22 protein-coding genes and 1 pseudogene are annotated in these 21,961 nt (G+C 52.0%); 8 read left to right on the top strand and 15 right to left on the bottom strand.

The window, feature by feature from the left end; genetic code table 11:
- Nucleotides 1–63: 63 nt before the first annotated feature.
- Nucleotides 64–1,503, bottom strand: coding sequence for a pyruvate kinase (gene pyk / locus ACFE8Q_RS16150; protein ID WP_375446443.1), 1,440 nt, complete (start codon nt 1,501–1,503; stop codon nt 64–66).
- Between the two features lie 216 nt (nt 1,504–1,719).
- Between pyk and rpmH the strand changes: the two genes are divergently transcribed.
- Nucleotides 1,720–1,887: a 50S ribosomal protein L34 gene (gene rpmH, locus ACFE8Q_RS16145; RefSeq protein ID WP_085410512.1), complete on the top strand. Its 168-nt coding sequence runs from the start codon at nt 1,720–1,722 to the stop codon at nt 1,885–1,887.
- Between the two features lie 97 nt (nt 1,888–1,984).
- On the opposite strand, the pseudogene ACFE8Q_RS16140 reads toward rpmH, so the two are convergent.
- The 3 genes and pseudogenes from ACFE8Q_RS16140 to ACFE8Q_RS16130 form a co-directional block, all read right to left on the bottom strand.
- Nucleotides 1,985–2,323 (bottom strand): annotated as a pseudogene (locus tag ACFE8Q_RS16140) (DUF5025 domain-containing protein); the annotation flags it as partial.
- A 505-nt stretch (nt 2,324–2,828) separates the two neighbouring features.
- A complete protein-coding gene (locus ACFE8Q_RS16135) occupies nt 2,829–3,683 on the bottom strand; it encodes a DUF4249 domain-containing protein (protein WP_375446442.1) in 855 nt (284 codons plus the stop codon).
- A gap of 5 nt (nt 3,684–3,688) precedes the next feature.
- On the bottom strand, nt 3,689–6,034 hold the full coding sequence (locus ACFE8Q_RS16130) for a TonB-dependent receptor plug domain-containing protein (protein WP_375446441.1): 2,346 nt from the start codon (nt 6,032–6,034) through the stop codon (nt 3,689–3,691).
- A 93-nt stretch (nt 6,035–6,127) separates the two neighbouring features.
- Here ACFE8Q_RS16130 and ACFE8Q_RS16125 point away from each other — a divergent pair, with 93 nt between their 5' ends.
- On the top strand, nt 6,128–6,292 hold the full coding sequence (locus ACFE8Q_RS16125; RefSeq protein WP_375446440.1) for a hypothetical protein: 165 nt from the start codon (nt 6,128–6,130) through the stop codon (nt 6,290–6,292).
- A gap of 328 nt (nt 6,293–6,620) precedes the next feature.
- Here the strand turns inward: ACFE8Q_RS16125 and ACFE8Q_RS16120 are convergent, their stop codons facing one another.
- The 3 genes from ACFE8Q_RS16120 to ACFE8Q_RS16110 all read right to left on the bottom strand — a co-directional run bounded on the left by ACFE8Q_RS16120 (nt 6,621) and on the right by ACFE8Q_RS16110 (nt 9,250).
- Nucleotides 6,621–7,103, bottom strand: coding sequence for a hypothetical protein (locus tag ACFE8Q_RS16120; RefSeq protein ID WP_375446439.1), 483 nt, complete (start codon nt 7,101–7,103; stop codon nt 6,621–6,623).
- Nucleotides 7,104–7,180: 77 nt separating this feature from the next.
- Entirely contained in the window at nt 7,181–8,476 is a 1,296-nt protein-coding gene (locus tag ACFE8Q_RS16115) for a DUF3103 family protein (RefSeq protein ID WP_375446438.1), read from the bottom strand.
- 177 nt (nt 8,477–8,653) lie between these two features.
- Nucleotides 8,654–9,250 carry a Crp/Fnr family transcriptional regulator gene (locus tag ACFE8Q_RS16110; protein ID WP_375446437.1) on the bottom strand — a complete coding sequence of 199 codons (597 nt, stop codon included), beginning with the start codon at nt 9,248–9,250 and terminating at the stop codon, nt 8,654–8,656.
- A gap of 115 nt (nt 9,251–9,365) precedes the next feature.
- Here ACFE8Q_RS16110 and ACFE8Q_RS16105 point away from each other — a divergent pair, with 115 nt between their 5' ends.
- The 3 genes from ACFE8Q_RS16105 (at nt 9,366) to tsaB (ending at nt 12,401) form a co-directional block, all read left to right on the top strand.
- Nucleotides 9,366–9,845 carry a ribonuclease P protein component gene (locus tag ACFE8Q_RS16105; RefSeq protein ID WP_375446436.1) on the top strand — a complete coding sequence of 160 codons (480 nt, stop codon included), beginning with the start codon at nt 9,366–9,368 and terminating at the stop codon, nt 9,843–9,845.
- Between the two features lie 104 nt (nt 9,846–9,949).
- The gene (locus ACFE8Q_RS16100; protein WP_375446435.1) at nt 9,950–11,605 is read left to right on the top strand and encodes a S41 family peptidase; all 1,656 of its coding nucleotides are present in this window, start codon (nt 9,950–9,952) and stop codon (nt 11,603–11,605) included.
- Nucleotides 11,606–11,699: 94 nt separating this feature from the next.
- Nucleotides 11,700–12,401, top strand: a complete 702-nt coding sequence (tsaB, locus tag ACFE8Q_RS16095) for a tRNA (adenosine(37)-N6)-threonylcarbamoyltransferase complex dimerization subunit type 1 TsaB (RefSeq protein ID WP_375446434.1) — start codon at nt 11,700–11,702, stop codon at nt 12,399–12,401.
- A 36-nt stretch (nt 12,402–12,437) separates the two neighbouring features.
- Here the strand turns inward: tsaB and ACFE8Q_RS16090 are convergent, their stop codons facing one another.
- The 5 genes from ACFE8Q_RS16090 to ACFE8Q_RS16070 form a co-directional block, all read right to left on the bottom strand.
- Nucleotides 12,438–12,749 (bottom strand): DUF3817 domain-containing protein, encoded by a 312-nt coding sequence (locus ACFE8Q_RS16090; protein WP_375446433.1) that lies wholly within the window; start codon nt 12,747–12,749, stop codon nt 12,438–12,440.
- A 13-nt stretch (nt 12,750–12,762) separates the two neighbouring features.
- Entirely contained in the window at nt 12,763–13,230 is a 468-nt protein-coding gene (locus ACFE8Q_RS16085; protein ID WP_375446432.1) for a hypothetical protein, read from the bottom strand.
- 57 nt (nt 13,231–13,287) lie between these two features.
- Complete coding sequence (locus ACFE8Q_RS16080) at nt 13,288–14,220, bottom strand: helix-turn-helix domain-containing protein (protein WP_375446431.1); 933 nt, start codon at nt 14,218–14,220, stop codon at nt 13,288–13,290.
- Between the two features lie 66 nt (nt 14,221–14,286).
- Nucleotides 14,287–14,877: a gluconate 2-dehydrogenase subunit 3 family protein gene (locus ACFE8Q_RS16075; RefSeq protein ID WP_375446430.1), complete on the bottom strand. Its 591-nt coding sequence runs from the start codon at nt 14,875–14,877 to the stop codon at nt 14,287–14,289.
- Nucleotides 14,874–16,598 carry a GMC oxidoreductase gene (locus ACFE8Q_RS16070; protein ID WP_375446429.1) on the bottom strand — a complete coding sequence of 575 codons (1,725 nt, stop codon included), beginning with the start codon at nt 16,596–16,598 and terminating at the stop codon, nt 14,874–14,876. Before ACFE8Q_RS16070 ends, ACFE8Q_RS16075 begins: the two co-directional genes overlap by 4 nt.
- A 158-nt stretch (nt 16,599–16,756) precedes the next feature.
- Here ACFE8Q_RS16070 and ACFE8Q_RS16065 point away from each other — a divergent pair, with 158 nt between their 5' ends.
- Nucleotides 16,757–17,191 (top strand): DUF2141 domain-containing protein, encoded by a 435-nt coding sequence (locus ACFE8Q_RS16065; RefSeq protein WP_375446428.1) that lies wholly within the window; start codon nt 16,757–16,759, stop codon nt 17,189–17,191.
- A 117-nt stretch (nt 17,192–17,308) separates the two neighbouring features.
- Nucleotides 17,309–17,821, top strand: coding sequence for a DUF2480 family protein (locus ACFE8Q_RS16060; protein WP_375446427.1), 513 nt, complete (start codon nt 17,309–17,311; stop codon nt 17,819–17,821).
- Between the two features lie 89 nt (nt 17,822–17,910).
- Here the strand turns inward: ACFE8Q_RS16060 and ACFE8Q_RS16055 are convergent, their stop codons facing one another.
- Complete coding sequence (locus ACFE8Q_RS16055) at nt 17,911–18,144, bottom strand: PspC domain-containing protein (protein ID WP_375446426.1); 234 nt, start codon at nt 18,142–18,144, stop codon at nt 17,911–17,913.
- Nucleotides 18,145–18,352: 208 nt separating this feature from the next.
- Here ACFE8Q_RS16055 and ACFE8Q_RS16050 point away from each other — a divergent pair, with 208 nt between their 5' ends.
- Nucleotides 18,353–18,547 carry a cold-shock protein gene (locus tag ACFE8Q_RS16050; RefSeq protein ID WP_085410498.1) on the top strand — a complete coding sequence of 65 codons (195 nt, stop codon included), beginning with the start codon at nt 18,353–18,355 and terminating at the stop codon, nt 18,545–18,547.
- 184 nt (nt 18,548–18,731) lie between these two features.
- Here ACFE8Q_RS16050 and lysS read toward each other — a convergent pair whose 3' ends face one another.
- A complete protein-coding gene (gene lysS, locus ACFE8Q_RS16045; protein WP_375446425.1) occupies nt 18,732–20,516 on the bottom strand; it encodes a lysine--tRNA ligase in 1,785 nt (594 codons plus the stop codon).
- 145 nt (nt 20,517–20,661) lie between these two features.
- A complete protein-coding gene (gene dprA / locus ACFE8Q_RS16040) occupies nt 20,662–21,792 on the bottom strand; it encodes a DNA-processing protein DprA (RefSeq protein ID WP_375446424.1) in 1,131 nt (376 codons plus the stop codon).
- Between the last annotated feature and the right edge of the window lie 169 nt (nt 21,793–21,961).

Here is a 21,961-nt window from a genome sequence, read left to right as displayed (position 1 = left end):
AATTAAGCTGGTTGATGGACCATTTAGTTTACCCGACTACACGGCTGGTGCCGTGTTGAGACTTTAATCGACTACGCTTAGCTTCACCGTGTTGGTTTTGCGCTGCTGTGAGAGCGGCATGCTCAGCGTATTCACAAAAATGTCGCCCGATTCGAGGTCGCCACGGGCAATCAGCGTTTGCTTGATGCTTTCAACCGTCTGGTCAACCGTGAGTTCGGTTTGTGGGGTGAACGGAATCACCTGAACACCCCAGTATAGCCCCAACACATTCCGCAGCCGGGCATCGGGCGAGAATACGTAGATCGATGCCTTGGGCCGGTGATGCGATAGCCGAACGGCCGTGTAGCCCGAGGTCGTGATACCGATCACGGCTTTGGCGTTGGTATCGCGGGCCAGGCGGCAGGCGCTCATCACCACGTTGTCGTTCAATACATTTTCGCTCGGGTGATCATTTACCTGAGCGTGGTGCCGGTAATAAATCTTATCCGTATTGGCTTCGACGTTCCGAATCGTGGCCGACATGTTTTCAACGGCCAGAATGGGGTAGCTGCCCGATGCCGTTTCGGCCGACAGCATCACGGCGTCGGCTCCGTCCATGACCGAATTGGCCACGTCGTTGATTTCGGCGCGGGTTGGGCGGGGGGCGTCGATCATACTTTCGAGCATCTGTGTAGCCACGATCACCGGTTTGGCGGCGCGGTTACACTTCTCGACCAGCATTTTCTGGATCATCGGCACTTCTTCGGCAGGCAATTCAACGCCGAGGTCACCCCGGGCAACCATGATCGCATCCGTTGCTTCGATGATGGCGTCGATGTTGACGATGGCTTCCGGCTTTTCGATCTTCGCTACCACGCGGGCCAATTTGCCCTTTGAGGCGATGTAATCTTTGATCTCCAGAATTTCCTGCGCTTCCCGCACAAACGAAAGGGCGATCCACTCCACATCGTGTTCCAGGCCAAAATCGAGGTCGGCCCAGTCTTTATCCGTTACCGACGGCATCGACACTTTGGTGTTGGGCAGGTTAACGCCTTTTTTCGACTTCATCGGCCCGCCATACACCACTTCGGTCACTACGTCGGTACCGTCAACGCCAATTACTTTCACTTCCAGTTTGCCATCGTCGAGCAGGATGCGCTCCCCGGGACGAACGTCGCGGTACATACCTTTATAAGGCGTACTTACGCGGTTGGCCGTACCGATCATTTCTTCGTTGGTAAACACCAGTTGCTGACCAGCAACAATCTGAACGCCGTTTTTAGGATCTTCTACCGCGCCGATCCGAATTTTAGGGCCTTGTAAATCCTGCAGTACACACAGGTTCATGTTGTATTCGGCGTTGATTTCACGGATGCGGTTCAGGCGCAGGAGGTGATCTTCGTGGGTGCCGTGCGAAAAATTAAGCCGGAACACGTTGACACCCGCGTGGGCCAGGGCCAGCAGTTGTTCTTTGGTATCAGAAGCCGGACCAACGGTGGCAACAATCTTGGTTCTTTTGAACATGGGGTAACTGAAGAATAACTGAAGCAGGAGGTATCGGGTGCAAAAATAGCAGGTAGTTTCAGGTTTCAAGTCTCAAGTTTCAAGTAGCTTCGCTATCAGGCAGCGCCACCTGAAACCTGAGAATTGAAACTTGAAACTTCCGTTTTGCCGTTTCGATTGATTCTGTTAATTTTGCGGACTCAATTCAGGAACAGGCATTTTAGTCACAAGTATACAATGAAAAGAACCTACCAACCGTCGAACCGCAAGCGTCGGAACAAACACGGATTCCGTGAGCGGATGTCAACGCCCAACGGGCAAAACGTAATTGCCCGTCGCCGGGCCAAAGGCCGTTGGAAACTGACCGTTTCTGACGAAAAGAAAGGCGTTCGGTTTAAACTGTAATGCCTGACTCTCACCGTCATTAAAAAAGCCGCTCTGATTTCAGTAGCGGCTTTTTTAATGCTTATTGCGGGGTCAGAGATTGGTACGCCGTGGTTTATTACTGGCAGTGATCGAAGTTGCTGGTAGCTTTCAGAAAAGCGAACGTTCCCTGATTGATGACTAATGAATCGTTGTGGTTGTCTTCAGCATATAACGTACCTGAAAATGACCCCGTGAGGCTCGGAATAAAGCTAGGCGTGTCGGTAATCAGTTCGCGTACCGTTACCACAAACGGAGTACGATCAGGTGCATTAGAGAAGTGTCTGCTCTTTCCATCCGGTTGGATCACCCGGAAGGTGGCATATGACTCAAAGTTAGCTTTCCAGGTGCCGTTTAGTGGATACACACCAGCTTTTGTAACATTCATGATCTGAATTCTAAGTACATCCTGGCTTCTGGAATCGGCTCGGCCCGCCGAATCACGCTAGGCATAGACTGCATAGAATGGTGCTTGGCCAACGGAACCTGTCTGCATGGTGAAAGTGCTGTAGCACGGGGTGTTTGGTTGCTTGTATGGCGTCCATTCCCGGCCATTAATTTGCATTGACAGGGAGTTTAGCGGCATCGCTTTTGGGCTAGTTGGACTATCGGTGTGGCAACTCAACAGGCCAACTAGGCAACAACCGATGATGAAGTTGACTCTTTGCGTAGTCATGTATTTATGCTTAGGGTAACCGTCCGTTATAAAAACACTAATAACCCTTGATTGTGGCAAATTTTAAAATTAAGTTACTGTGTGATCACGTGCGCTTTGCTTTTCGGTGGAAACTGACCGTTTCTGACGAGAAAAAAGGCGTTCGGTTTAAACTGTAATTATTGGCCACTATGGCTTATAGTTAAAATGCCCTTGCTCATCAACCAATCTGGCTGATGAGCAAGGGCATTTTCTGTGGCTTCCACTGTCAACGAATCTGCACGATTTGGTCTCCTTTGCAAATCACGTTTATGCCAACGTACCCGGCGATGATACCGTAACCGCCTTTAATGTTTGAGTAAAGGTTTACCGGTTCGGCAAAAGGATTCTCTTTGGCCACGTTTTGGTCGGCCAGCGATTTGTGATAGCGGTAGTAAGCCGAATCGGTACGGCAGATAGCTACCGAATTATAAAATGTGTTGGTGCTGCCGGGTATGGTGGCTACCCGATACAACGTGGGCGAGTTGATCCGTTGATTAAGATCAGCGACCGCGTCTGTCAGCACAGTCAGGTCCTCGATGTAGTTGAGTGTAGAATCCCGCTTATAAACTATCAAACCCCTGTTCAGCATCGAATAATAATCGGTCTGGCGGGAGACGTCGGGCCAGGTTAACCTGAAGGTCGAGGCACTCAGACTTTCAACACGTACCTGGGTGGCGTCGAGGTTTTGTTCCGGGACGGTGCAGGCTCCTTCGAGTCGATCTCCCCGCGGGGTGGTCACCAGCAACTGGTAGGTTTTCCCGGCCTGAATGAACCCTGTATTTTTGGCCTGATACGTTAGATCGCGGTTGTAGGGAATGAGCAAAACGCGCCCCGTTTCGTCACGCAACTGAACAGTGGCATCGGGAATACTGAGGGCGTCCGGTTCGTATCCTTCGCCAAGGGCAGGCGTTATTTTCGATAGCATCACCTGAATGGTTGGCGCCGTAGGGCAGAGGAACACGCCAACGTAAGGCTGTGTAACGCGGGGAATGTGTATCGTTTCCGGCACTTCTTTGAGCAGCCCTTGATTGCAGCCAAACAGGCAGATGATCAGGCACAAAGCCAACCAATTGGTTTTCATAGCAATCAGAATTTCAGGCCGTAGTTTATGGAAGGAATCAGCGGGAAAAGGCCCACGCGATATAGTTGCGACACGTTACTGAACTGGTCTTGCGTGGTTGTGTAATAAAAGGGATTGGCCCGGTTGTAGGCGTTATAAACGCTTAATTCCCAGGTACGTTGCCTGTTTCGATGGGTAGTTTTCTCGAACTGAATACCCAGATCGAGCCGGTGGTATGGCGCCACCCTGAACGAGTAGCGGTCGCTGTTCAGCATGACATGCTCATAACGGACCACGCCCGACAGCGGAATGTCGCTGGCCGCGGTATATTTCCCCAGCGGAACGGTAATGTTGTTGCCGGTGCCATAGACCCAGTTGGCCGAAAGCTGAACGCGCGGCGTTAATTTATAGGAAAGCACTACGGAAGCGTCGTGACGGCGGTCGTATTTCGGGTAAAACTCCCGCCCGCCGTTGATGTCGGCAAACTGGTGAGTCGTCCACGACAGCGTATAGCCCAGCCAGCCCGTTAATCGCCCGGCCTTCCGTTGCAGTAGCATCTCGACGCCGTATGAACGCCCACGGCCCGAGGTGACGGTTGACTCCCAATTGGCCTGATACGTCTGTGCCGGATCATTTCGCCCATCCAGATCAACAGCCAGAAACGTGGCCCCGTCTTTATACCCAATCAGGTTCTGCATTTCCTTGTAGTAACCTTCTATGGTCAGCGTCAGGTTATGGCTGGGTACGTCGTGGGCTACTCCGGCCGCCAGCTGCCAGCCCTGTTGGGGTGGAATCCGGTCGGTGGCTGGTACCCATAAATCGGTCGGCAGGCCCAGACCCGAATTTGATAACAGGTTGATAAACTGGTTCATCCGGGCATACGACGCCTTCAACGCCCAGTTGTTTATGGTCGATATGGCCAGCGATGCCCGAGGCTCAGCAAACGTGTAGGTACGTCCACGCACGTTGAACAGGACGCCCCGCACCCCCAGGTTGGCCCGTACCCATGAAGCAACCCGAATATCGTCTTCGATATACAAAGCGGCCTCTGTCGATAGCGTCTGAATCTGACTGACATTACTGGTATCACGGTTCTGGGTACGTTGCACCCTCGCGTTGGGCGTAAAACGATGGTTGGTCAGTAAACCGCCTGCCCGTATAGTATGGCTGGCATTGGGTAACCAGTCTAGGTCATACTTCATAGTCAGGTCGCGAATCCCTGATGTGTAATCGAGCGATACCTGACTGGCTCCGGTGCCCTGTTCGCTGTACACCTTGAACCGGTAATAGCTGCTGACAAGCGAGGCATTGCCGAAGAGCGTGGGCGAAAACAGGTGGTTCCAGCGTAGCGTGGCGGCCGAGTTGCCCCAGTTTAAACCACTTTTGTTGCCCGAACCGCCTCCGCCAAATGCATCGCGTCCCAAATAACCACTTATGTATAGTTTGTTTCGTTGATCAAGGTCAACGTTGGCTTTGGCATTGAGGTCGTAGAAGTAAGGGGCCGCGCCTATTCCGAAAGGCAGCAAATCGAGGAAAGTACGCCGGGCGGAGATCAGAAAAGACGATGGTTTGCGGCGCGTAAGTGGCCCTTCGAGCAGGAACCGACCGGCCAGCAGGCCAATACTGGCTTCGCCACGTACCTGATTGCGGTTGCCCTCCTTCATCTGAATGTCGACAACTGACGAAATGCGCCCCCCATACCGCGCCGGAAAGCCGCCTTTGGTCAGTTCGACGCTCTTGAGGGCATCGTTGTTGAAGATAGAAAAGAACCCGAACAGATGGCTGACATTATACATCACAGCATCGTCGAGCAGAATCAGGTTCTGGTCGGGTCCACCACCCCGCACATAGAGGCCGGTCTGTCCTTCGTTGCCTTTCTGCACGCCCGGCAACAACTGCAACGCCTTCATAACGTCTTTCTCGCCCAGCAGCACCGGCATCTGCTTCACCTGTTGCAAAGGCACCGAAATCTGGCTCATCTGACTCTGTTCGCTCACACGTTCCTGCTGCCTCACAACGGCCACTTCGTTGAGCAGATTAGCCGATGGAATAAGGCTGATAGAACGGGTTTGCGATACGTAGTTGTCGATTATTTCGTAGGCAGGGTCGAAGCCGATACTGCTCGCCACTAAAGTCAGGCTATGAGGTACGTTGGCAGTTGACGGAATAGGTATCGTGAGTGTATAGTAGCCATACCGGTTGGCCGTTGTCCCCACCGACTGCCCCATTACGCGCACCGTAACGCCTTGCAGCGACTCATCGCTACCGGCCTCCCGAACGTACCCATTTATCGTAATTGCCGATTGTGCGTGAGTTAGTGAACTGATTAACAGTAAAATACATCCAATTGGTAGTTTAATATGTGATTTCATTTGAAGGTAGACGTGCTGACCGCTAGTTACTTCCGAACCAATGAGTAATAGGCCGTTTCATCCTGATAGCTTCCAACCTGGAATGGACCTTTCATGCCCATTTTATTTCCGCTGTCATCGAATGTGACAGCGTACCCACCGTTTATCTGTACCTCGCCGGGTGGAATTGTACGGGCAAAGCCCGATATATTCACCGTTTGCTACTCCACGCCAGAAGCCATGAAGTTGACTGTTGTGGGCCGACTACCGAGTATCTGATAGCTACCCGGACAGTCGGTTTGCAGGCCGTCTTTAAACGTGCAGGTATTGAACGTGATCAGTGCGCCCTGAAGAACGATTGTTGAGTCCGTGCCAGGGCGATTCTGGTTTGCGAACCGGATACGTTCAATTGCCCAGGTTCCGGCAACCTTGTTACCCAGAATCTGATTGTCTTTGTTTTCGCAGGCCAGAGTAGCTATAGACAGAGCCGCAATTGATAAAAAATACGGAGCGTTTTCATAGGTGGGAGAAAGCGATTTTAATGATAAGCTGATAGAAAATGGTTGGGAACCGAATGGTATCGCCGGAGCGGGCTTTGCCTAACTATCTACTGCTTGCGTCGTAGCGTGAAGTAGGCGGTCTCATCCTCTATAGTCTTGCTGCCAAAGAGATAATACCTGCCCTTCAACTCCATCTGGTTGTCGTTATCACCGAAATTGATAATGTAGCCACCATTGAGATCTAGATCCGCATTTTTAGGGATGTACTTGTGATATTGCTGATTAATGCTCATCGATGACTGCTTAACCCCGTCGATGTCAAAGTTGAATGGCACTGTACTACCGTTGAACACCTGATGCTGGCCGGTGCAGAGAAGCGATTCACCACGTTTATACTGGCAATTGTCGAAGATTATAGTTGCGTCCTGTAGCACAAGGGTGGTATCGGTGCCTGGTCGGGTGGGGTTGGCGTACCTGATCTGGGTCAGTGTCCATTGGCCCGCCACCCGATTGCCCAGAACCTGATCGTCGTTCGTGCAGGCTAATAGTATGCCGATAAACAGGGCTATTAGTAGTGCTGAAAGTTTCATCTTTGCAACGTGGTTTAAAGTAGGTAGGTAAGCGGGCTGAGCCCAAGCTCCATCGCTCAGCCCGCTTGATTTAGAACCTAGGTTTGAAAGAATATCCAGAAATTAGAATTTCTGCTTTGGAGTTGTTTGAAGTATTGTCCTTGATCCTGGGAGATGTTGCCGTCGCCACACCGATACAACCAGAGGTCACCAATCTCTTCATCACCAGCCCCCAGATTTATTGTGACCGAAACTGGCCCTACCGTGAGAGTTGAGCTTGCGCTTGTCCCGCCACTGTCTTCTTCCCAGAACTTAAAGGCAAGTTCATTACCATACAGGCTTGTATCCCAAATCTCTAAATTATTTACGTCGAAGGATTTGTATGGGCTGTAACCGTAGCCTCCCCAGGGGCCGGGCTGCCGATAGGCGTTATTCTGACCAAGCCATATAAATCGTCTGAATCTTCGCTCAGTGTTGTTCGAAGGCCGAATTCCATACGCCTCTAGACAAATTTCTGGTAGCCCGCGGTCCCAACTCTCGAACGGCTCAATATTGTTAACTTCGATCCGAGGAATTTTGAGAACCGTATTATCTTGGAAAAGGCAGGTTGTAGTACCCCCGCCATCGCCCCCGCCACCATTCCCATCATCGGGTGTCTCATTAACATGTAGAGCGGGCAAATTTTTAGGAATTATGTGGCGGCTGGTGGTAGCCACAGAGACTAGGTTCGCTTTTACTTTCATTTGCCCGGTCACATCCATTTGTACCCGCTCATTGAGCCCCACAACAACCACCGGTTGATCAGGAGATTTACGACCATCGAGCCAATGAATTTGGCCCTTGCTGTCGAATGCTTTAATCAACTTCACCTTGTACTCATCATTAACATTGGGTGTGATGGCCACCAGCGGCTCATATGAATCTGTCTTCCATTCATCGTTGTGTACCGGCACTGCAATGTTTAGCAATGGTTGCTGTTTAACATAGTTACTCACAGCGAATGTATTTTTGCGAGCCTTCGCATCAGTTCGATACCCATCGGCACGTTCCAGCATTTTCTCAAACGTACCTGAACTTACTGGTTGCTGAACTACTTGCTGAACAAGAATATCGTTGTCACCGTCAAACGACTTTGCTGCTTCCGTTTTCACGAACTCCCGCATACTGGCATCAGCCATGGAAGCAGCCAAGGTTCTGGCAAAGTCCTCTAATACTGGATCGTATGTCTCACCTGCCGAACCTGGAACGTATTCGGGGGGTGAGGCAGTTACTGCCGGCTGAAGAGAATCAACCCGGTCCTGACAACTAAGTAGTAAGCTAAGCGGCATAATTGCCGCAGCAATTAAAGTTTTACGCCTCTTTGCATTGAGTTTTGGTTGAACAATCAGACTCATAAGCCCCGCCTTCGGTCGCCAAACTGTAGCGGGGCTTACTTGTTGCAAAGGTTGCTGCGTCTTGCGAACGTGCGCTTCACCTAGATTAAAAAATGAATGAATCCAGATTAACTTTTACAGAATAGATTTAAGTATAAATATTTAAGTAGTTTTTGCTAAGGAGCCTTTGGCACCCAGTTAGGTACGGATATTTCTGATCTTGCTTAAGGTTTGTGGGGTCATGCTCAGAAAAGAGGCGATGTGCTTCAGGGCGGCTCGCTTGTAAACAGACGGAAAATACTGTTGAAAATAGTCGACCCGTTGCTTGGCCGTTGTCAGGCGTAAGGCCCGTAGTTGGTGTTCCATCTGAACCATATAGCGAATAATAATGGCCCGCACCACCATCCCCATCGCCGGATTGGCAGCCTGGAACTGCTGGAGTTCGGCCCGTGATACGGAGAAAGCTTCCCCCGCTTCCAGTACTTCTATACTCTCAAGCGAGGGCTCGTTGTTGAAATAACTATGTGGAATGGCCACGTACCCACCTTCTATTTCAAACCAGGAAGTTATGGTGTTATCAATATCGGTATCGATGTAATAGACGCCCCGGATCATTCCGCTGGCAATGAAGTAGAATCGATCGTTATGCTCGCCAGCCGTTACCAGTAATTGACCAGGGTGCAGTAGGTGCCGCTTTAGCAAACCGCTTAGCTGAAGGATCAAATCAGGATAGGGGGCGAATTCAGGGAAGGTGTCGGCAAATAAATGAGTGGGGGGCGTTGTAGTATCGGTCATGCCAGAATGGATTCTTACTTTGTGGTAGGTAAGACAAAGTTAAGAGTCTGCCAGTGCAATCGATGGCCTAGTTGTTGACATGGCTCGTGTCGGTCTGCTAACTTTGCAGCCTACTATGCGCCACTTTTTCCCTAAATCGGAACACCTCACCAGCCAGAAGGTCATCGACCGGCTTTTCCACCGCGATAAGCCAGGTACGCCTCCCGCTGATAAACCGGCTGGCGATGCACCACTGACGGTCTATGCGTACCCGTTTCGGGTGCTTTACTTCCGGCATGGACCGGGCAACGTACCTGAAACCGAACAGGCAGAGCCAGGTGCGTTGCCGCAACAACTACCACAGGTACTTTTTAGCGTACCGAAACGGGCGTTCAGGAAAGCCGTTGATCGAAATGCCGTGCGCCGCCGGGTGAAGGAAGCGTATCGGTTGCAAAAGCACCGGCTGGTGCAGGCGAGCGAAAAGAACGTTGACAAACAGCCTATTACCGGGCCGGTGGCGCAGATTGTGTTTCTCTATACCGCGAAGACAAAAATTTCGTTTGAAGAGATAGAAAAAGGCATGAAATTAGCCTTGAAAAGAATGTACAATGGATAGTGCACAATGTATAATGGCTTTGCAACAGAGCCTTGTAACTGTGGCAGCGAATTTCATTGGTCAACTACATTGTACATCGTTACTTATTCATCGTACATTCATTTATGAAGCTTCGGAAAAAACTGATACTTGGCACATCGGCCCTGCTCGTTGCGGGTGGGCTGACCGCCTTTACGCGCGATGATCGGTTTTTCGAGATCGCCCGGAACCTCGATATCTACGCCACCATGTTCAAAGAACTGAACATGTATTATGTGGATGAGGTGAATCCCAACCGCATGGTGAAAACGAGTATCGACGCCATGCTCAAATCGCTCGATCCGTACACAAACTTCTATGCCGAAGACGACATCGAGGATTACATGACCATGACCACCGGCCGCTACAATGGCATTGGGGCCACGGTGGGCACCCGGCAGGACAAAAGCATCGTGATGATGCTCTATGAAGGAACACCCGCCGAAAAGTCGGGCCTGCAGATTGGCGACGAAATTCTGAAAATAGACGGCGTAGACATTAAAACCCGCCGCGATGCCGATACCGGCAAATTACTACGTGGCCAAACCGGCACGGCCGTGAAGCTGACCGTAAAACGATTTGGTCAGAAAGAGCCGGTCGAGATTTCGGTGATGCGCGATGTGGTGAAAATGACCAACGTGCCCTATTACGGGATGCTCAACGACGAGGTTGGCTACATTGATCTGAAGGATTTTATGGCCGCTGCCGGTCGCGAGGTACGTGCCGCCTATCAGGAGTTGAAAGGGAAAGGCATGAAAAAGCTCGTGCTCGACCTGCGCGAAAACCCCGGTGGGCTGCTCGACCAGTCGATTGATATCTCCAATATTTTCATTCCGCGTGGCTCTGAGGTGGTAACCACCAAAGGGAAAGTGACCGAATGGAATAAGGCGTATGCCGCCCAATCGCCAGCGTTGGATACCGAGATGCCGGTGGTTGTATTGACCAATAATCATTCGGCCTCTGCCGCCGAGATTGTATCGGGCGTTATTCAGGATTATGACCGGGGCGTACTGATCGGTCAGCGTAGCTACGGTAAAGGGCTGGTGCAAACCACCCGTCCGCTCTCGTTTGGCACGCGGATGAAGATCACCACGGCCAAATACTACATTCCGAGTGGACGCTGTATTCAGGCCATTGACTACAGCCACCGCAACGCCGATGGCAGCGTGGGTAAAATTGCCGATTCACTCCGTACCGCCTTCAAAACCCGCGCCGGCCGGACGGTATATGATGGTGGCGGCGTAACGCCCGATATTCAGACCGAAGCCCAAACGCCCACGCCGATTGCACTCAGTCTGACCAACAAGGGCCTGATTTTCGATTATGCGGTGAAGTACAAACACGATCACCCGACGATCAAACCGGCGCGTGAGTTTAAGCTGACGGATGCTGAATACCAGGAGTTTGTGAAGTGGGCAGGCGATAAAGAGTATGACTACACCACGCAGGTTGAAAAAGACCTGGGCGTGCTGGAAGCGTCGGCCAAGAAAGAAAAGTATTTCGACCAGATTCAGAATCAGTTGCAGGCGCTGAAATCGAAAATGTCGCATAGCAAAGATGCCGATATGAAGACCTTCCAGACCGAAATTCGCTCGTTGCTGGAGCAGGAAATTGCGGGGCATTATTACCTCCAAAAAGGCATCAAAGAAGCCTCATTCAGTACAGACACCGACATCAAAACCGCCCTCGACCTGTTCAAAGACATGAGCAAATATGAGCGGATTTTGAAAGGAAGTAAATAGTCAATTTACAATGGGTGATAAACAATGGCGCCGCTATGGAACGTACCTGAGCGGCGTCATTGTTTATCACCCATTGTAAATTTATGGCAACGCCATGATCCTCTCTCTCGACACCTCCACTACCGTTTGTTCCGTAGCCCTGCATACACTTGATGGCGCGCTGCTGGGTTGTTACGAACTATTTACCGAACGCACCGCCTCGTCGCGGCTGACAGTTCTCTTGCGCGACGTGGTAACCCACGCCGGTTATACACTGAGCGATGTGTCTGCTATTGCGGTGGCGAAGGGGCCAGGTTCTTACACGGGACTGCGCATTGGTGTTTCCACGGCCAAAGGCTTATGTATGGCCCTCGACAAACCGCTAATTGCCATTAATACGCTGGCCGCGATGACCGGGCAAGTACGCTCTTTCTACCAACCGGGCGAATCCGCGCGGGATACGTTGTTTTGCCCCATGATCGATGCGCGGCGTATGGAGGTGTATTGCGCTGTATACGGACAAGACGGGAGCGAAATCCAGCCAACATCGGCCACGATTTTAGACGAAACGTCCTTCGGTGATCTTCTGGCGACTAACCGGATTATCTTCTTCGGCGACGGGGCCGACAAAGCCCGCCCGGTATTGACACACCTCAACGCTCATTTCCCAGATGTTCAGGTACGTCCTTCGGCGCGTACGGTGGGTACGTTGGCTGTGCAGGCCTATGCTGCCGGCGAGTTTCAGGACCTGGTCACGTTTGAGCCATACTACCTCAAAGAGTTTAGAACCACCGTGCCGAAACAGCGGGTGAACTAACGCTTTTTTAGGTGGAGATTCCGACTCGTGGCGTAGTTAGTCGGCTGTATTCCGAAGCGAGCGAAAGATCTTGTGGTCGGCATAGAAAGTACCGCCCGGAATAACGGAAGCCAGCAACGCGAGAAGCATTTTGCCTGGCGGCCAGTTATATTCCGTTTTCGCCTGAATGACCGTTAGCACATACAGTACAAAGAGCAAGCCATGAATGGGGCCAACTAGCTGAACGGCTTCGGGATGGCCACCAATTCGTTTCAGCGGTACAGCGATAAAAACAAGGATCAGAAACGAAAGGCCTTCCGCAAAACCTACCAGGCGAAGACGAATTTTTGGGGAGTTGAACAGGTTCATCAGCATTTATACGTTAAAAGGTACGGAACCAGGGGCGGGCCGCTAGCGGAGAAAATGGCCAGGGAATAGCCAGCAGAATAAGCAGAAGACCAATAGTGAAATAAACTGCGGTGGTTGTAAACTGCTGTTTGGCATCAGTCTGTCGTTTTGCTTTGCTCGATCCAACCGTCATTAGTATGACGGCCGTAAGCATCATACTGCTATGGATAAGCGCAAAAAAAGAAAGCTCCGGCGAGTCGCCGGAAGTAGCCCGATTGGGCCAGTAATACCGGATAAGTGGGCTGATGGTGTAGAGGTAGATGCCAATGAGTAATTGCGTATGAGCAATAGACGTGGCGACTACGCGCAGTAGTTGGTCGACTGGCGAGTAGGGACGTAAACGCAGTAAACCAGAATACGTGCTGGCCAGTACAGCTACCAGACTTCCCAATACAAGCCAGCGTAGTGCACTGTGAATCAATAGTATAACTGGATAGATCATGCTTGGGCACCGCCTGAATGGGAAGCCACAAAGTTCAGCATAGGTTAGCCGGATCAGTTAGGCAATACCCGGCAAAAATTGGTCAGATTCAATCATTTTTCTGAATTGGGCCGGACTTACACCGGCATACTTACGAAATAATTTACCAAAGTTCGACTGGTCTGTAAAACCCAGCTCGGCGGCAATCTGTCCGATCGTCAGCGTTGACTGGAAAAGTAACACTTTGGCCTCGAGCACGCGGCGCTCATCAATCCAGACCGATGGTGATTGCCCCGTTCGGCTTTTCACTACCTTGTTGAGGTGATTAGGACTGACGTGCAACCGGTCAGCGTAGGTAGTGACCTGGCTCTCTTGCCTGATACGTTCGTCCAGCAGTGTCATAAAGCCCTGAACAAGTCGGTCGCCTGCATCCGTTTTAACAACCGCCTGCGTACCGGCGTATGCCCGGTTTATCTCGCTCAACACCGCCAGCAGATACGGCCGGAGTATGTCCGTTCGGCTGGCTCCCGATTCGGTGTATTCAATCACCAGCCGATTCAGCAGGCTGGTAAGAAAGGCCGTTTGTTGAGTCGAGAGTTCGGTTAGCGGATTGTTGGTCAGTTTCAGGAAATCGAAGTTTGCCTCGTTGATGGCGCTCAGCAGCAAATCGTTGCTGAAAAAGCACATAAAGCCAGTCGTGTCCGCCTGAATAGCAGTTATTGAAAAAATTTGCCCGGCCGGTACCACAGCTAGCTGTTGGGCAGAAAGCCTGTAGGCCTGATGGCCCACGGTAAGCCCAACCTGCCCACCGGTGAGTAAAAACAGCGCGTGGTTGCCCGTGCGTCCCGGTGGTACAGGCAGTTTAATAACGGGACGGGCGAACTCAAAAGGAGCGATGATGAACTGGTTGAAATTGGGCCGAAACCGCTGTTCCCACGCTTCATCTTTCACCAGAAACCGTTCCCGAGCCATGCCGGGGCTAATAGAAGGGAAGCTGTCTTCACTGTCCATAACGTACCTGAGAAACAATTTTTGATTGGGGAGTTGGGCTCCCAGATTCCCAATCAAAAATCCCTGCTACTCATTCCAGGCGTTTTGCCCATTTAGCGGCATACAGGCAATGAATGGTCCCGGAATGGGGTCATAAGCCAGTATTTCTTTGCCAATCTTTTCGCTGGTGTAGTAGCCCAGTAGCGTCAGGCTTTTCAGACGGCGGAAAAAAGCGGGTGGCCCTGCTGGTTTTAGGGTGATGCCCCAAAGCGACGGAGGAAATGGGGCGGCTTCTTTATCCAACGTAAGCAATAGCGCCTCACGTTGGGCCGGGGTGCAATCGACAAATGATGTGCCGTTCTCTGTTTCGCAACGTGTCTCCAGCGCGGCCAGGCCAGCTATGAAATCGTTCTGGTCTGCTTCGCTCAGTAATTCCTTCAACATTTTATCGACGAATTGTGGCACGCCCAGTTCTTTAGCGCCCGGCGTGGCGGTCTTCGGCAGAATCGTTTCTGTGATCTCGGCGATCGTGTTAGCCTGCTTGTTGGTTAGAAAAACCGGTTTCCAATCCAGGTGAGCTTCTTTAGCGCAGGCCACGAACGTCTCTGTTAGCGCCGCTGCGGTTACGGTATAACCCATGAACAGGGCCGAGGTTTTGAGGGCGTTGCGGCGGTTCATAGCTCTTTTTTAGTCATTGATTTAGTAGCGAAGTCAACTGCACGGGCCGTCAGTGCCATGTAGGTAATCGACGGGTTCACGCAAGACGACGAGGTCATACAGGCGCCATCGGTCACGAACACGTTGGGTACGCTGTGAATCTGATTGTGTCCGTTAAGCACCGACGTTTTCGGATCGCGACCCATCCGCGCTGTGCCCATTTCGTGTACGCCTACGCCAATTCCGCCCGAATAATCGAAGGTGGTAATGTTTTTTATACCAGCCACGTCCAGCATTTCGGCGGCGTCGGCCATAATCTGTTTCCGCATGCTCAGTTCGTTCTGCTTAAACTCGGCATCGAATACCAAAATGGGCAGGCCCCACTGATCTTTCCTGTCGGGGTGGAGCGTCACCTTGTTGTCATGATAGGGTAGCACTTCGCCAAAACCCATCAGGCCCATGCCCCAGCCACCCGGTTTGAACAGCGATTCTTTAAACGCTGCCCCAACGCCCGGCTGACTGACACCGTCGCCCCAGTTGCCGCGCCCGGCACCCGCGCCCTGATAATCGTAGCCGCGCAAAAAATTCGGGTTCTTCGTTTTTTCGTCGAGGTTAACGTACCTGGGAATAAACAGGCCAGCGGGTTTACGGCCTTTGTAATACTGATCTTCGAAGCCATCGTACGAACCCATAGCCCCCACGTGGTAATGGTGGTCCATGATGTTATGGCCCAGTTCGCCGCTGTCATTACCAAATCCGTTCGGAAACCGGGTAGACGTTGAGTTCAGCAGAATTTGTGTCGTTGCCATCGACGAGGCGCAGCAGAAAATCAGACCGGCGTAGAACTCCGTCATCTCCTTGGTTTCCGAATCAACGACACGCACCCCGGTAGCACGACCGGTTTTTTCGTCATAAATGAGCGAATGCGCCACCGAATTTGGTCGTACAGCCAGGTTGTTTGTCCGGTTGGCGGCGGGCAGCGTGGCGGCGTTGCTACTGAAATAGGCACCATAGGGGCAGCCACGCGAGCAGCGATTCCGATTCTGACACTGGCCCCGTCCTAATTCAAGATGCCAGGGTTGGGGCTCGGTCAGGTGGGCCACGCGGCCGCAGGTAACGGGGCGGTTGCCATATTTCTTCATCACCTCCTGCTTAAACTGTTTTTCCAGGCAGTTCAGGTCCATTGGCGGCAGAAACTCGCCATCGGGCAGGTGGTTGAGGCCCAGTTTTTCACCGCTGATGCCCACAAACTTCTCGACATAGCTATACCAGGGGGCGATGTCTTTGTAACGAATAGGCCAGTCTACGGCGATGCCTTCGCGGGCGTTGGCCGTAAAGTCTAGATCGCTCCAGCGGTAGCAGTGTTTGCCCCAGGTCAGCGACCGACCCCCGACGTGGTTGCCCCGAATCCAGTCGAATCGTTTGGTTTCTTCATACGGATCATTGAGGTCATTGGTGAAGAAATGTTTGGTGCTTTCACCCACAAAGCCACTGCGGGTCTGGATATGGTATTTCTGCTGATCTTCATAATTCAGTCCACCGCGGTGCTCCATGTCCCAGTGGTCCTGCATCATGGTGGGGTAATCTTCCACATGGTTCACCATGCGGCCTTTTTCCAGCACAAGCGTTTTCAGCCCTTTTTCGCAGAGTTCTTTAGCCGCCCAGCCGCCACTCATGCCCGAGCCAATTACGATGGCGTCGTACCGGTGGGTTTTGTTTATGGTAGTATTTAGATTCGCCATCAGGTTAAGTTGGGATTTAAGTAAATATAGAATCTACTACGGAATCTACTCACCATGTTCCCATTCGCCCCTAAATCGTGCTGTATGTCTCACGCGTTTGTGTGTATTTTCCCGGCGGGGCTACCTTTAGCCCAATCAAAATAAACACACGTATTGCTATGAAAACGCTTGTACGCGCCGCTGCCTCTCTGCTTGCCGCCGTTTGTTTCACTGCCGCCGCGCAGGCTCAGACAAAAGCCAATAAACTAACTATAACGGTCGGTAATCTCACTGAACGAAAAGGGACCATCCGGGTAGGTCTGGTCACCAAAGCCGACAATTTTATGGGTAAGGCCGATATTGATACGGCGGTGGCAGTGCCCGCCGAAGGCCCATTGGTGATTACGTTCGCCAACCTGCCGTCAGGTACGTATGCCGTTCGGCTGCACCAGGATCTGAACGATAACAAGCAGATGGATATAGAGGGAGGACGGCCCACAGAACCGTTCGGCTTCTCGAAGATCACCATGCTCATGGGGCCACCTTCATTTGAAGATGCGTCGTTTCAGTTGGATAAAGACACGGATATGAAAATTGCTCTGATTAGTTTGTGAAATAAAGTGTCGGGTCTCGTGTGTCAAATGCGCTGCTGACTCACCCTATGATCGGTAAGCAGCGAATTTGACACACGAGACCTGAAACCTGAAACGCACGACCTCCGTTCTGTAGGCATGGAAACGGACGTTATTGTAAACCGGGTGACCAACAGTGGTCTGGTCACGCTTGACCTGGAAGCCTATTATCATCCCGGTGAGCGGGTGGTCTATGACCTGAAAGATAATCTGTTCATGGGTATGATCCTGAAAGAGAAGGACTTTCGGGCATTTCTGAAAGAGCACGACTGGAGTCAGTATGCGGGTAAGAACGTGGCGATCACCTGTAGCGAAGACGCTATTATTCCGACCTGGGCGTATATGCTGTTGACGTTGCAGTTGCAGCCGTATGCGCATACGGTCGTGTATGGTACCCTTCAGGATCTGGACGAAAAATTATATTTCGATGCTATCAAAAGCATCGAGCCGGAAGCCTATCGCGGTGCAAAAGTGGTGGTGAAAGGGTGCAGCAAGGTGCCGGTGCCTACCGCCGCCTACGTTGAACTGACGCGGGTACTGGCCCCGGTAGTACAAAGTCTGTTATTCGGTGAACCCTGCAGCACGGTACCGCTTTTTAAAAGAAAGAGTTAGCAGAGTTTACGCGCAATGCATAGTGAATGATGCCCGATGGGCTTCGCCCAGGTACGTTGCCGAGCGAAGCCCATCGGGCATTGACTTTCTCACAACTCCCAGAAGGTCGGGTTAGCGTTGCGGCGTATGTGCGTGCGCATCTCGAGCCAGAAGGCTGCGATCAGATACAGGATTATCGGTGAGCCAAGCGTCAGGCAGGAGGTGTAAATAAAATACAACCGGATGCTACTAGCCGAAATGTTCATTCGTTCGCCAAGCCGGGCACAGACGCCAAAAGCTTGTTGCTCAACGAAGTATTTCATCTTGTTTAGACTATGATCCATACGTTTGTTGTCCTGAAGAAGAGTAAACATAACGCTAATAACCGAGCTTTGTTCGCCTTTTACGAACCATTTACACAAAATTTATCGCCAACGGAGAACTTTGATGGTAATAACTATCATTCTTCTGAAACTTATTGACTTACTTTGCGCTTCATGCATGTGAGTAACCTGCAACAGGTTGTTCACATATTCAATTTATACCAAATTTATGCAAACAGGTGTGGTTAAGTTTTTCAACGAGAGCAAAGGCTTCGGCTTTATCGTTGATGACGCCAATGGTCGTGAAATTTTCGTTCATATTACCGGCTTGAACGGTGTGACGATTCGTGAGAATGACCGGGTTCAATTTGAAGTAGTTGATGGCAAGAAAGGCCTCAACGCCGTTAAGGTCAGCAAGATCTAATTCGTCAGACCGTTGGTCCGATAGAAAAAATAAAATGCCCCGGCTGAAAAGTCGGGGCATTTTATTTTATAGTTATTATGCCTTCGGCGTCATTAGGCTTTGCCGTCATTCGTAGTAAAAGGGCAATTAACGACTACCAATGACGGCAAAGCCTAATGACGCTGAAGGCATAATGACATTTAGATCAATGTCCCGTCCAGCCGTGAACGTCGGCGATGGATGGCATGGGTACGTCGTTCATCTTTAGTTTTTTCCGAACGCCGCCCAGATCGTTGAACAGTTTGTTGGGGCTGGCTGCATGCAACTGGGCGATGGTCAGATACCCCAGCTTCTGTAGCGCCGGAATCCAGGCGGCGGGAACCCCCGCTGCTATGAAATCGGCTTCGGTCGATAAGTCCTCCTTCTTCTCAGGCCGCATCTGCGGGAAAAACAGCACTTCCTGAATACTGGGCTGGTTGGTCATGATCATCGCCAGCCGATCGATACCCAGGCCAACGCCAGCCGTGGGCGGCATACCGTATTCGAGGGCGCGCAGGAAATCTTCGTCCATCACCATCGCTTCGTCGTCGCCCCGTTTGGCCAGTTCAAGCTGCTCTTCAAAACGTGCGCGCTGATCGAGCGGGTCGTTCAACTCGGAATAGGCATTGGCAATTTCTTTCCCGTTGCAGATCGCCTCGAATCGCTCGACTAAACCCGGCTTGCTGCGGTGCTTCTTCGTCAGCGGCGACATTTCGACGGGGTAATCCGTGATAAACGTGGGCTGAATCAGGTTCGGCTCGCAGGCTTCGCCAAACAGCTCGTCGATCAGCTTCGATTTGCCCATCGACTGGTCGGTTTTGATGCCCCGGCTTTCGGCGGTTTGGCGCAATGCATCTTCCTCCATCTCCGACACATCAACGCCCGTATATTCCTGAATGGCCTCAAACATGGTCAGGCGCTTCCAGGGGCGTTTGAAATCGATGATGTTATCGCCCACCGTCACTTTAGTTGTACCCGCCACGTCGATGGCTACCTTTTCCACCATCTCTTCAATGGTGTCCATCATCCAGTTATAGTCTTTGTAGGCTACGTAGAATTCCACCTGTGTAAACTCAGGGTTGTGGGTCCGGTCCATGCCTTCGTTGCGGAAGTCCTTGGCAAACTCGAATACGCCGTCGTAACCACCCACAATCAGGCGTTTCAGGTACAACTCGTTGGCAATGCGCAAATAGAGCGTCATGTCGAGCGTGTTGTGGTGCGTCTGGAAAGGCCGCGCCGTAGCTCCGCCGTGGATGGGCTGGAGAATGGGCGTTTCCACTTCCAGATAGCCTTTTCCGCTCAGATACTGCCGGATAGAATTGACCAGCTTGCTGCGTTTGATGAACACGTCACGTACCTGCGGATTCACGATCAGGTCGACGTACCGCTGGCGGTAGCGCAATTCCGGGTCGGTGAAGGCGTCGTAGGTTTCTTTTTCGCCCGTCTGCTCGTTCACCACTTCTTTCACCACCGGCAACGGCCGCAGCGATTTGGTCAGCAACTTAAACGACCGGACGTAGAGCGACAGTTCGCCCGTTTGGGTAGTAAATATGTTGCCTTCTACCCCCACGATATCACCAATGTCGAGCAATTTCTTGAACACGGTGTTGTACATCGTTTTATCCTCGCCGGGGCAGATATCGTCGCGGCGGAAATAGAGTTGCAGACGGCCGGTACTGTCCTGCATTTCGGCAAAGGAAGCCGCCCCCGAGATGCGGAAGCCCATCATGCGGCCCGCTAGACGTACCTGGCCGTAGGTGGCATCGTCGGCAAAGCTAAGGTGAGGTTCATAGCCTCCCTGCGTATCCTGCCCGGCTTTATCAGCAAAGGCATCGCGGAGGTTGGTGATGGTGTGGGTAACGTCGAACAACTCGGCAGGGTAGGGATCAATGCCCATCCGCATCAGTTCTTCGCGTTTCTGACGTCTATTTACTTCTTGTTCACTTAACATAGCTGAGCCGCAACGGCTCGCCTTGCCCAATGGGCCCGGCGATGGACCGTCGGTATTTTACAGGATTAGAAGGAGTTACAGGGATGTACTGGTCCGTGGAAACTAAGTTGCAAAAGTACGGTAGAAACGCGGATGTGCCACGCTTCTACACAACCTCATAGCGTTTCCCCGGCAGCGACCGAACGTACCCACGAAACTCAAGGCTGAGCAGGACGGAAGCCAGCGCACCCATATTGATCTGCGACTGCCAGCTTAACTCATCGATGTGAAAACCGGGATGCTGCCGTAGCATCGAAACGATCTGACTTTCCTGCGCCGTAAAATCGAGCGGCAGCGGAACAGAGGCCGATGATTTGCCCGCGGTCATGCTGTTCGGGTCCTGATCCCAGTTCATAGCCTCGATCAGGTCGTTGGGCGTTGTGTAAATCTGCGCCTTATTCTCGCGGATGAGCTTGTTGCAGCCTGCCGAAAACTGCTGTGATACCTGCCCAGGTACGGCAAATACGTCGCGATTGTAGTTGTTGGCATATTCGGCCGTGATCAGCGCACCGCCTTTGGCAGCAGCTTCCACAATTACAGTAGCGTCGCTGAGACCGGCGATGATGCGGTTACGGGCCGGGAAAAAACGGGGGTCAGGTTTGGTGCCAGGTATGTGTTCGGTAAGCAAACCGCCTAGCGCCTGCATCTCCTGCGCGGTGCGGCTATGTACCGACGGGTAAATCACGTCGAGCCCGCTAGCCATGACTCCTACCGTGGGCAGACCTGTCTGAACACTGGCGCGGTGGGCGGCAATGTCGATGCCGTAGGCCAATCCGCTGATGATCGAGACCCCATAAGGTTGCATCGCCTGCACAATCTCTTCAGTGATCCGTCGGCCGTAGTCGGTGGCTTGTCGGGTGCCAACCAGGGCTAGCGTGCGCGGCGCGTTCAGGTCGGCATTACCCAGTTTGTAGAGCAGAGCCGGGGCATCATAAAGGGTTTTGAGGCGAGCCGGGTACGTTTCGTCGGTGTAGAAGAGGGCCGTTGCACCGATTTTTTCCAACCGACGGAGTACCTGCTCGGCCGTAGCCAACAGGCCGGGCTGGCGAATGGATCGGGCCGTCACCTCACCTACGCCGGGGATTTTAAGCAACTTAGCGGTTGGGGCCGACAGTACGGCTTCGGCCGAACCGCCGTAGCTGATGAGCTGACGAATCAATACGCCGCCTACGCCCGGAACAAGCGAAAGGGCAATCTGGTGGAGTGGCGACGAGCTGGACACAGTAGGACGTTCCAACCGTAGCAAAACGAAAGTGATCTGAAAAATAACGCGGCATCCCTCGCAGATTCCTTCGCGGCTTTACGGCTGATTTTGGTAGGTAGGTGAAGCCGCAATCATATGGATTTCTAACCGGAAATGCTAGAAAAACGCCTACCAGCGTGTTCTAGGGCGTATTTAAAGGCAA

Source organism: uncultured Fibrella sp. (assembly GCF_964250085.1).
GTDB lineage: Bacteria > Bacteroidota > Bacteroidia > Cytophagales > Spirosomataceae > Fibrella.
This window is presented reverse-complemented; position numbering and strand designations above follow the sequence as displayed.

What these genes read in the sequence shown, in the direction of transcription:
- pyk (WP_375446443.1), bottom strand. Translation starts at nt 1,503, where the DNA reads ATGTTCAAAAGAACCAAGATTGTTGCCACCGTTGGTCCGGCTTCTGAT.
- rpmH (WP_085410512.1), top strand. Translation starts at nt 1,720, where the DNA reads ATGAAAAGAACCTACCAACCGTCGAACCGCAAGCGTCGGAACAAACAC.
- ACFE8Q_RS16135 (WP_375446442.1), bottom strand. Translation starts at nt 3,683, where the DNA reads ATGAAAACCAATTGGTTGGCTTTGTGCCTGATCATCTGCCTGTTTGGC.
- ACFE8Q_RS16130 (WP_375446441.1), bottom strand. Translation starts at nt 6,034, where the DNA reads ATGAAATCACATATTAAACTACCAATTGGATGTATTTTACTGTTAATC.
- ACFE8Q_RS16125 (WP_375446440.1), top strand. Translation starts at nt 6,128, where the DNA reads ATGCCCATTTTATTTCCGCTGTCATCGAATGTGACAGCGTACCCACCG.
- ACFE8Q_RS16120 (WP_375446439.1), bottom strand. Translation starts at nt 7,103, where the DNA reads ATGAAACTTTCAGCACTACTAATAGCCCTGTTTATCGGCATACTATTA.
- ACFE8Q_RS16115 (WP_375446438.1), bottom strand. Translation starts at nt 8,476, where the DNA reads ATGAGTCTGATTGTTCAACCAAAACTCAATGCAAAGAGGCGTAAAACT.
- ACFE8Q_RS16110 (WP_375446437.1), bottom strand. Translation starts at nt 9,250, where the DNA reads ATGACCGATACTACAACGCCCCCCACTCATTTATTTGCCGACACCTTC.
- ACFE8Q_RS16105 (WP_375446436.1), top strand. Translation starts at nt 9,366, where the DNA reads ATGCGCCACTTTTTCCCTAAATCGGAACACCTCACCAGCCAGAAGGTC.
- ACFE8Q_RS16100 (WP_375446435.1), top strand. Translation starts at nt 9,950, where the DNA reads ATGAAGCTTCGGAAAAAACTGATACTTGGCACATCGGCCCTGCTCGTT.
- tsaB (WP_375446434.1), top strand. Translation starts at nt 11,700, where the DNA reads ATGATCCTCTCTCTCGACACCTCCACTACCGTTTGTTCCGTAGCCCTG.
- ACFE8Q_RS16090 (WP_375446433.1), bottom strand. Translation starts at nt 12,749, where the DNA reads ATGAACCTGTTCAACTCCCCAAAAATTCGTCTTCGCCTGGTAGGTTTT.
- ACFE8Q_RS16085 (WP_375446432.1), bottom strand. Translation starts at nt 13,230, where the DNA reads ATGATCTATCCAGTTATACTATTGATTCACAGTGCACTACGCTGGCTT.
- ACFE8Q_RS16080 (WP_375446431.1), bottom strand. Translation starts at nt 14,220, where the DNA reads ATGGACAGTGAAGACAGCTTCCCTTCTATTAGCCCCGGCATGGCTCGG.
- ACFE8Q_RS16075 (WP_375446430.1), bottom strand. Translation starts at nt 14,877, where the DNA reads ATGAACCGCCGCAACGCCCTCAAAACCTCGGCCCTGTTCATGGGTTAT.
- ACFE8Q_RS16070 (WP_375446429.1), bottom strand. Translation starts at nt 16,598, where the DNA reads ATGGCGAATCTAAATACTACCATAAACAAAACCCACCGGTACGACGCC.
- ACFE8Q_RS16065 (WP_375446428.1), top strand. Translation starts at nt 16,757, where the DNA reads ATGAAAACGCTTGTACGCGCCGCTGCCTCTCTGCTTGCCGCCGTTTGT.
- ACFE8Q_RS16060 (WP_375446427.1), top strand. Translation starts at nt 17,309, where the DNA reads ATGGAAACGGACGTTATTGTAAACCGGGTGACCAACAGTGGTCTGGTC.
- ACFE8Q_RS16055 (WP_375446426.1), bottom strand. Translation starts at nt 18,144, where the DNA reads ATGGATCATAGTCTAAACAAGATGAAATACTTCGTTGAGCAACAAGCT.
- ACFE8Q_RS16050 (WP_085410498.1), top strand. Translation starts at nt 18,353, where the DNA reads ATGCAAACAGGTGTGGTTAAGTTTTTCAACGAGAGCAAAGGCTTCGGC.
- lysS (WP_375446425.1), bottom strand. Translation starts at nt 20,516, where the DNA reads ATGTTAAGTGAACAAGAAGTAAATAGACGTCAGAAACGCGAAGAACTG.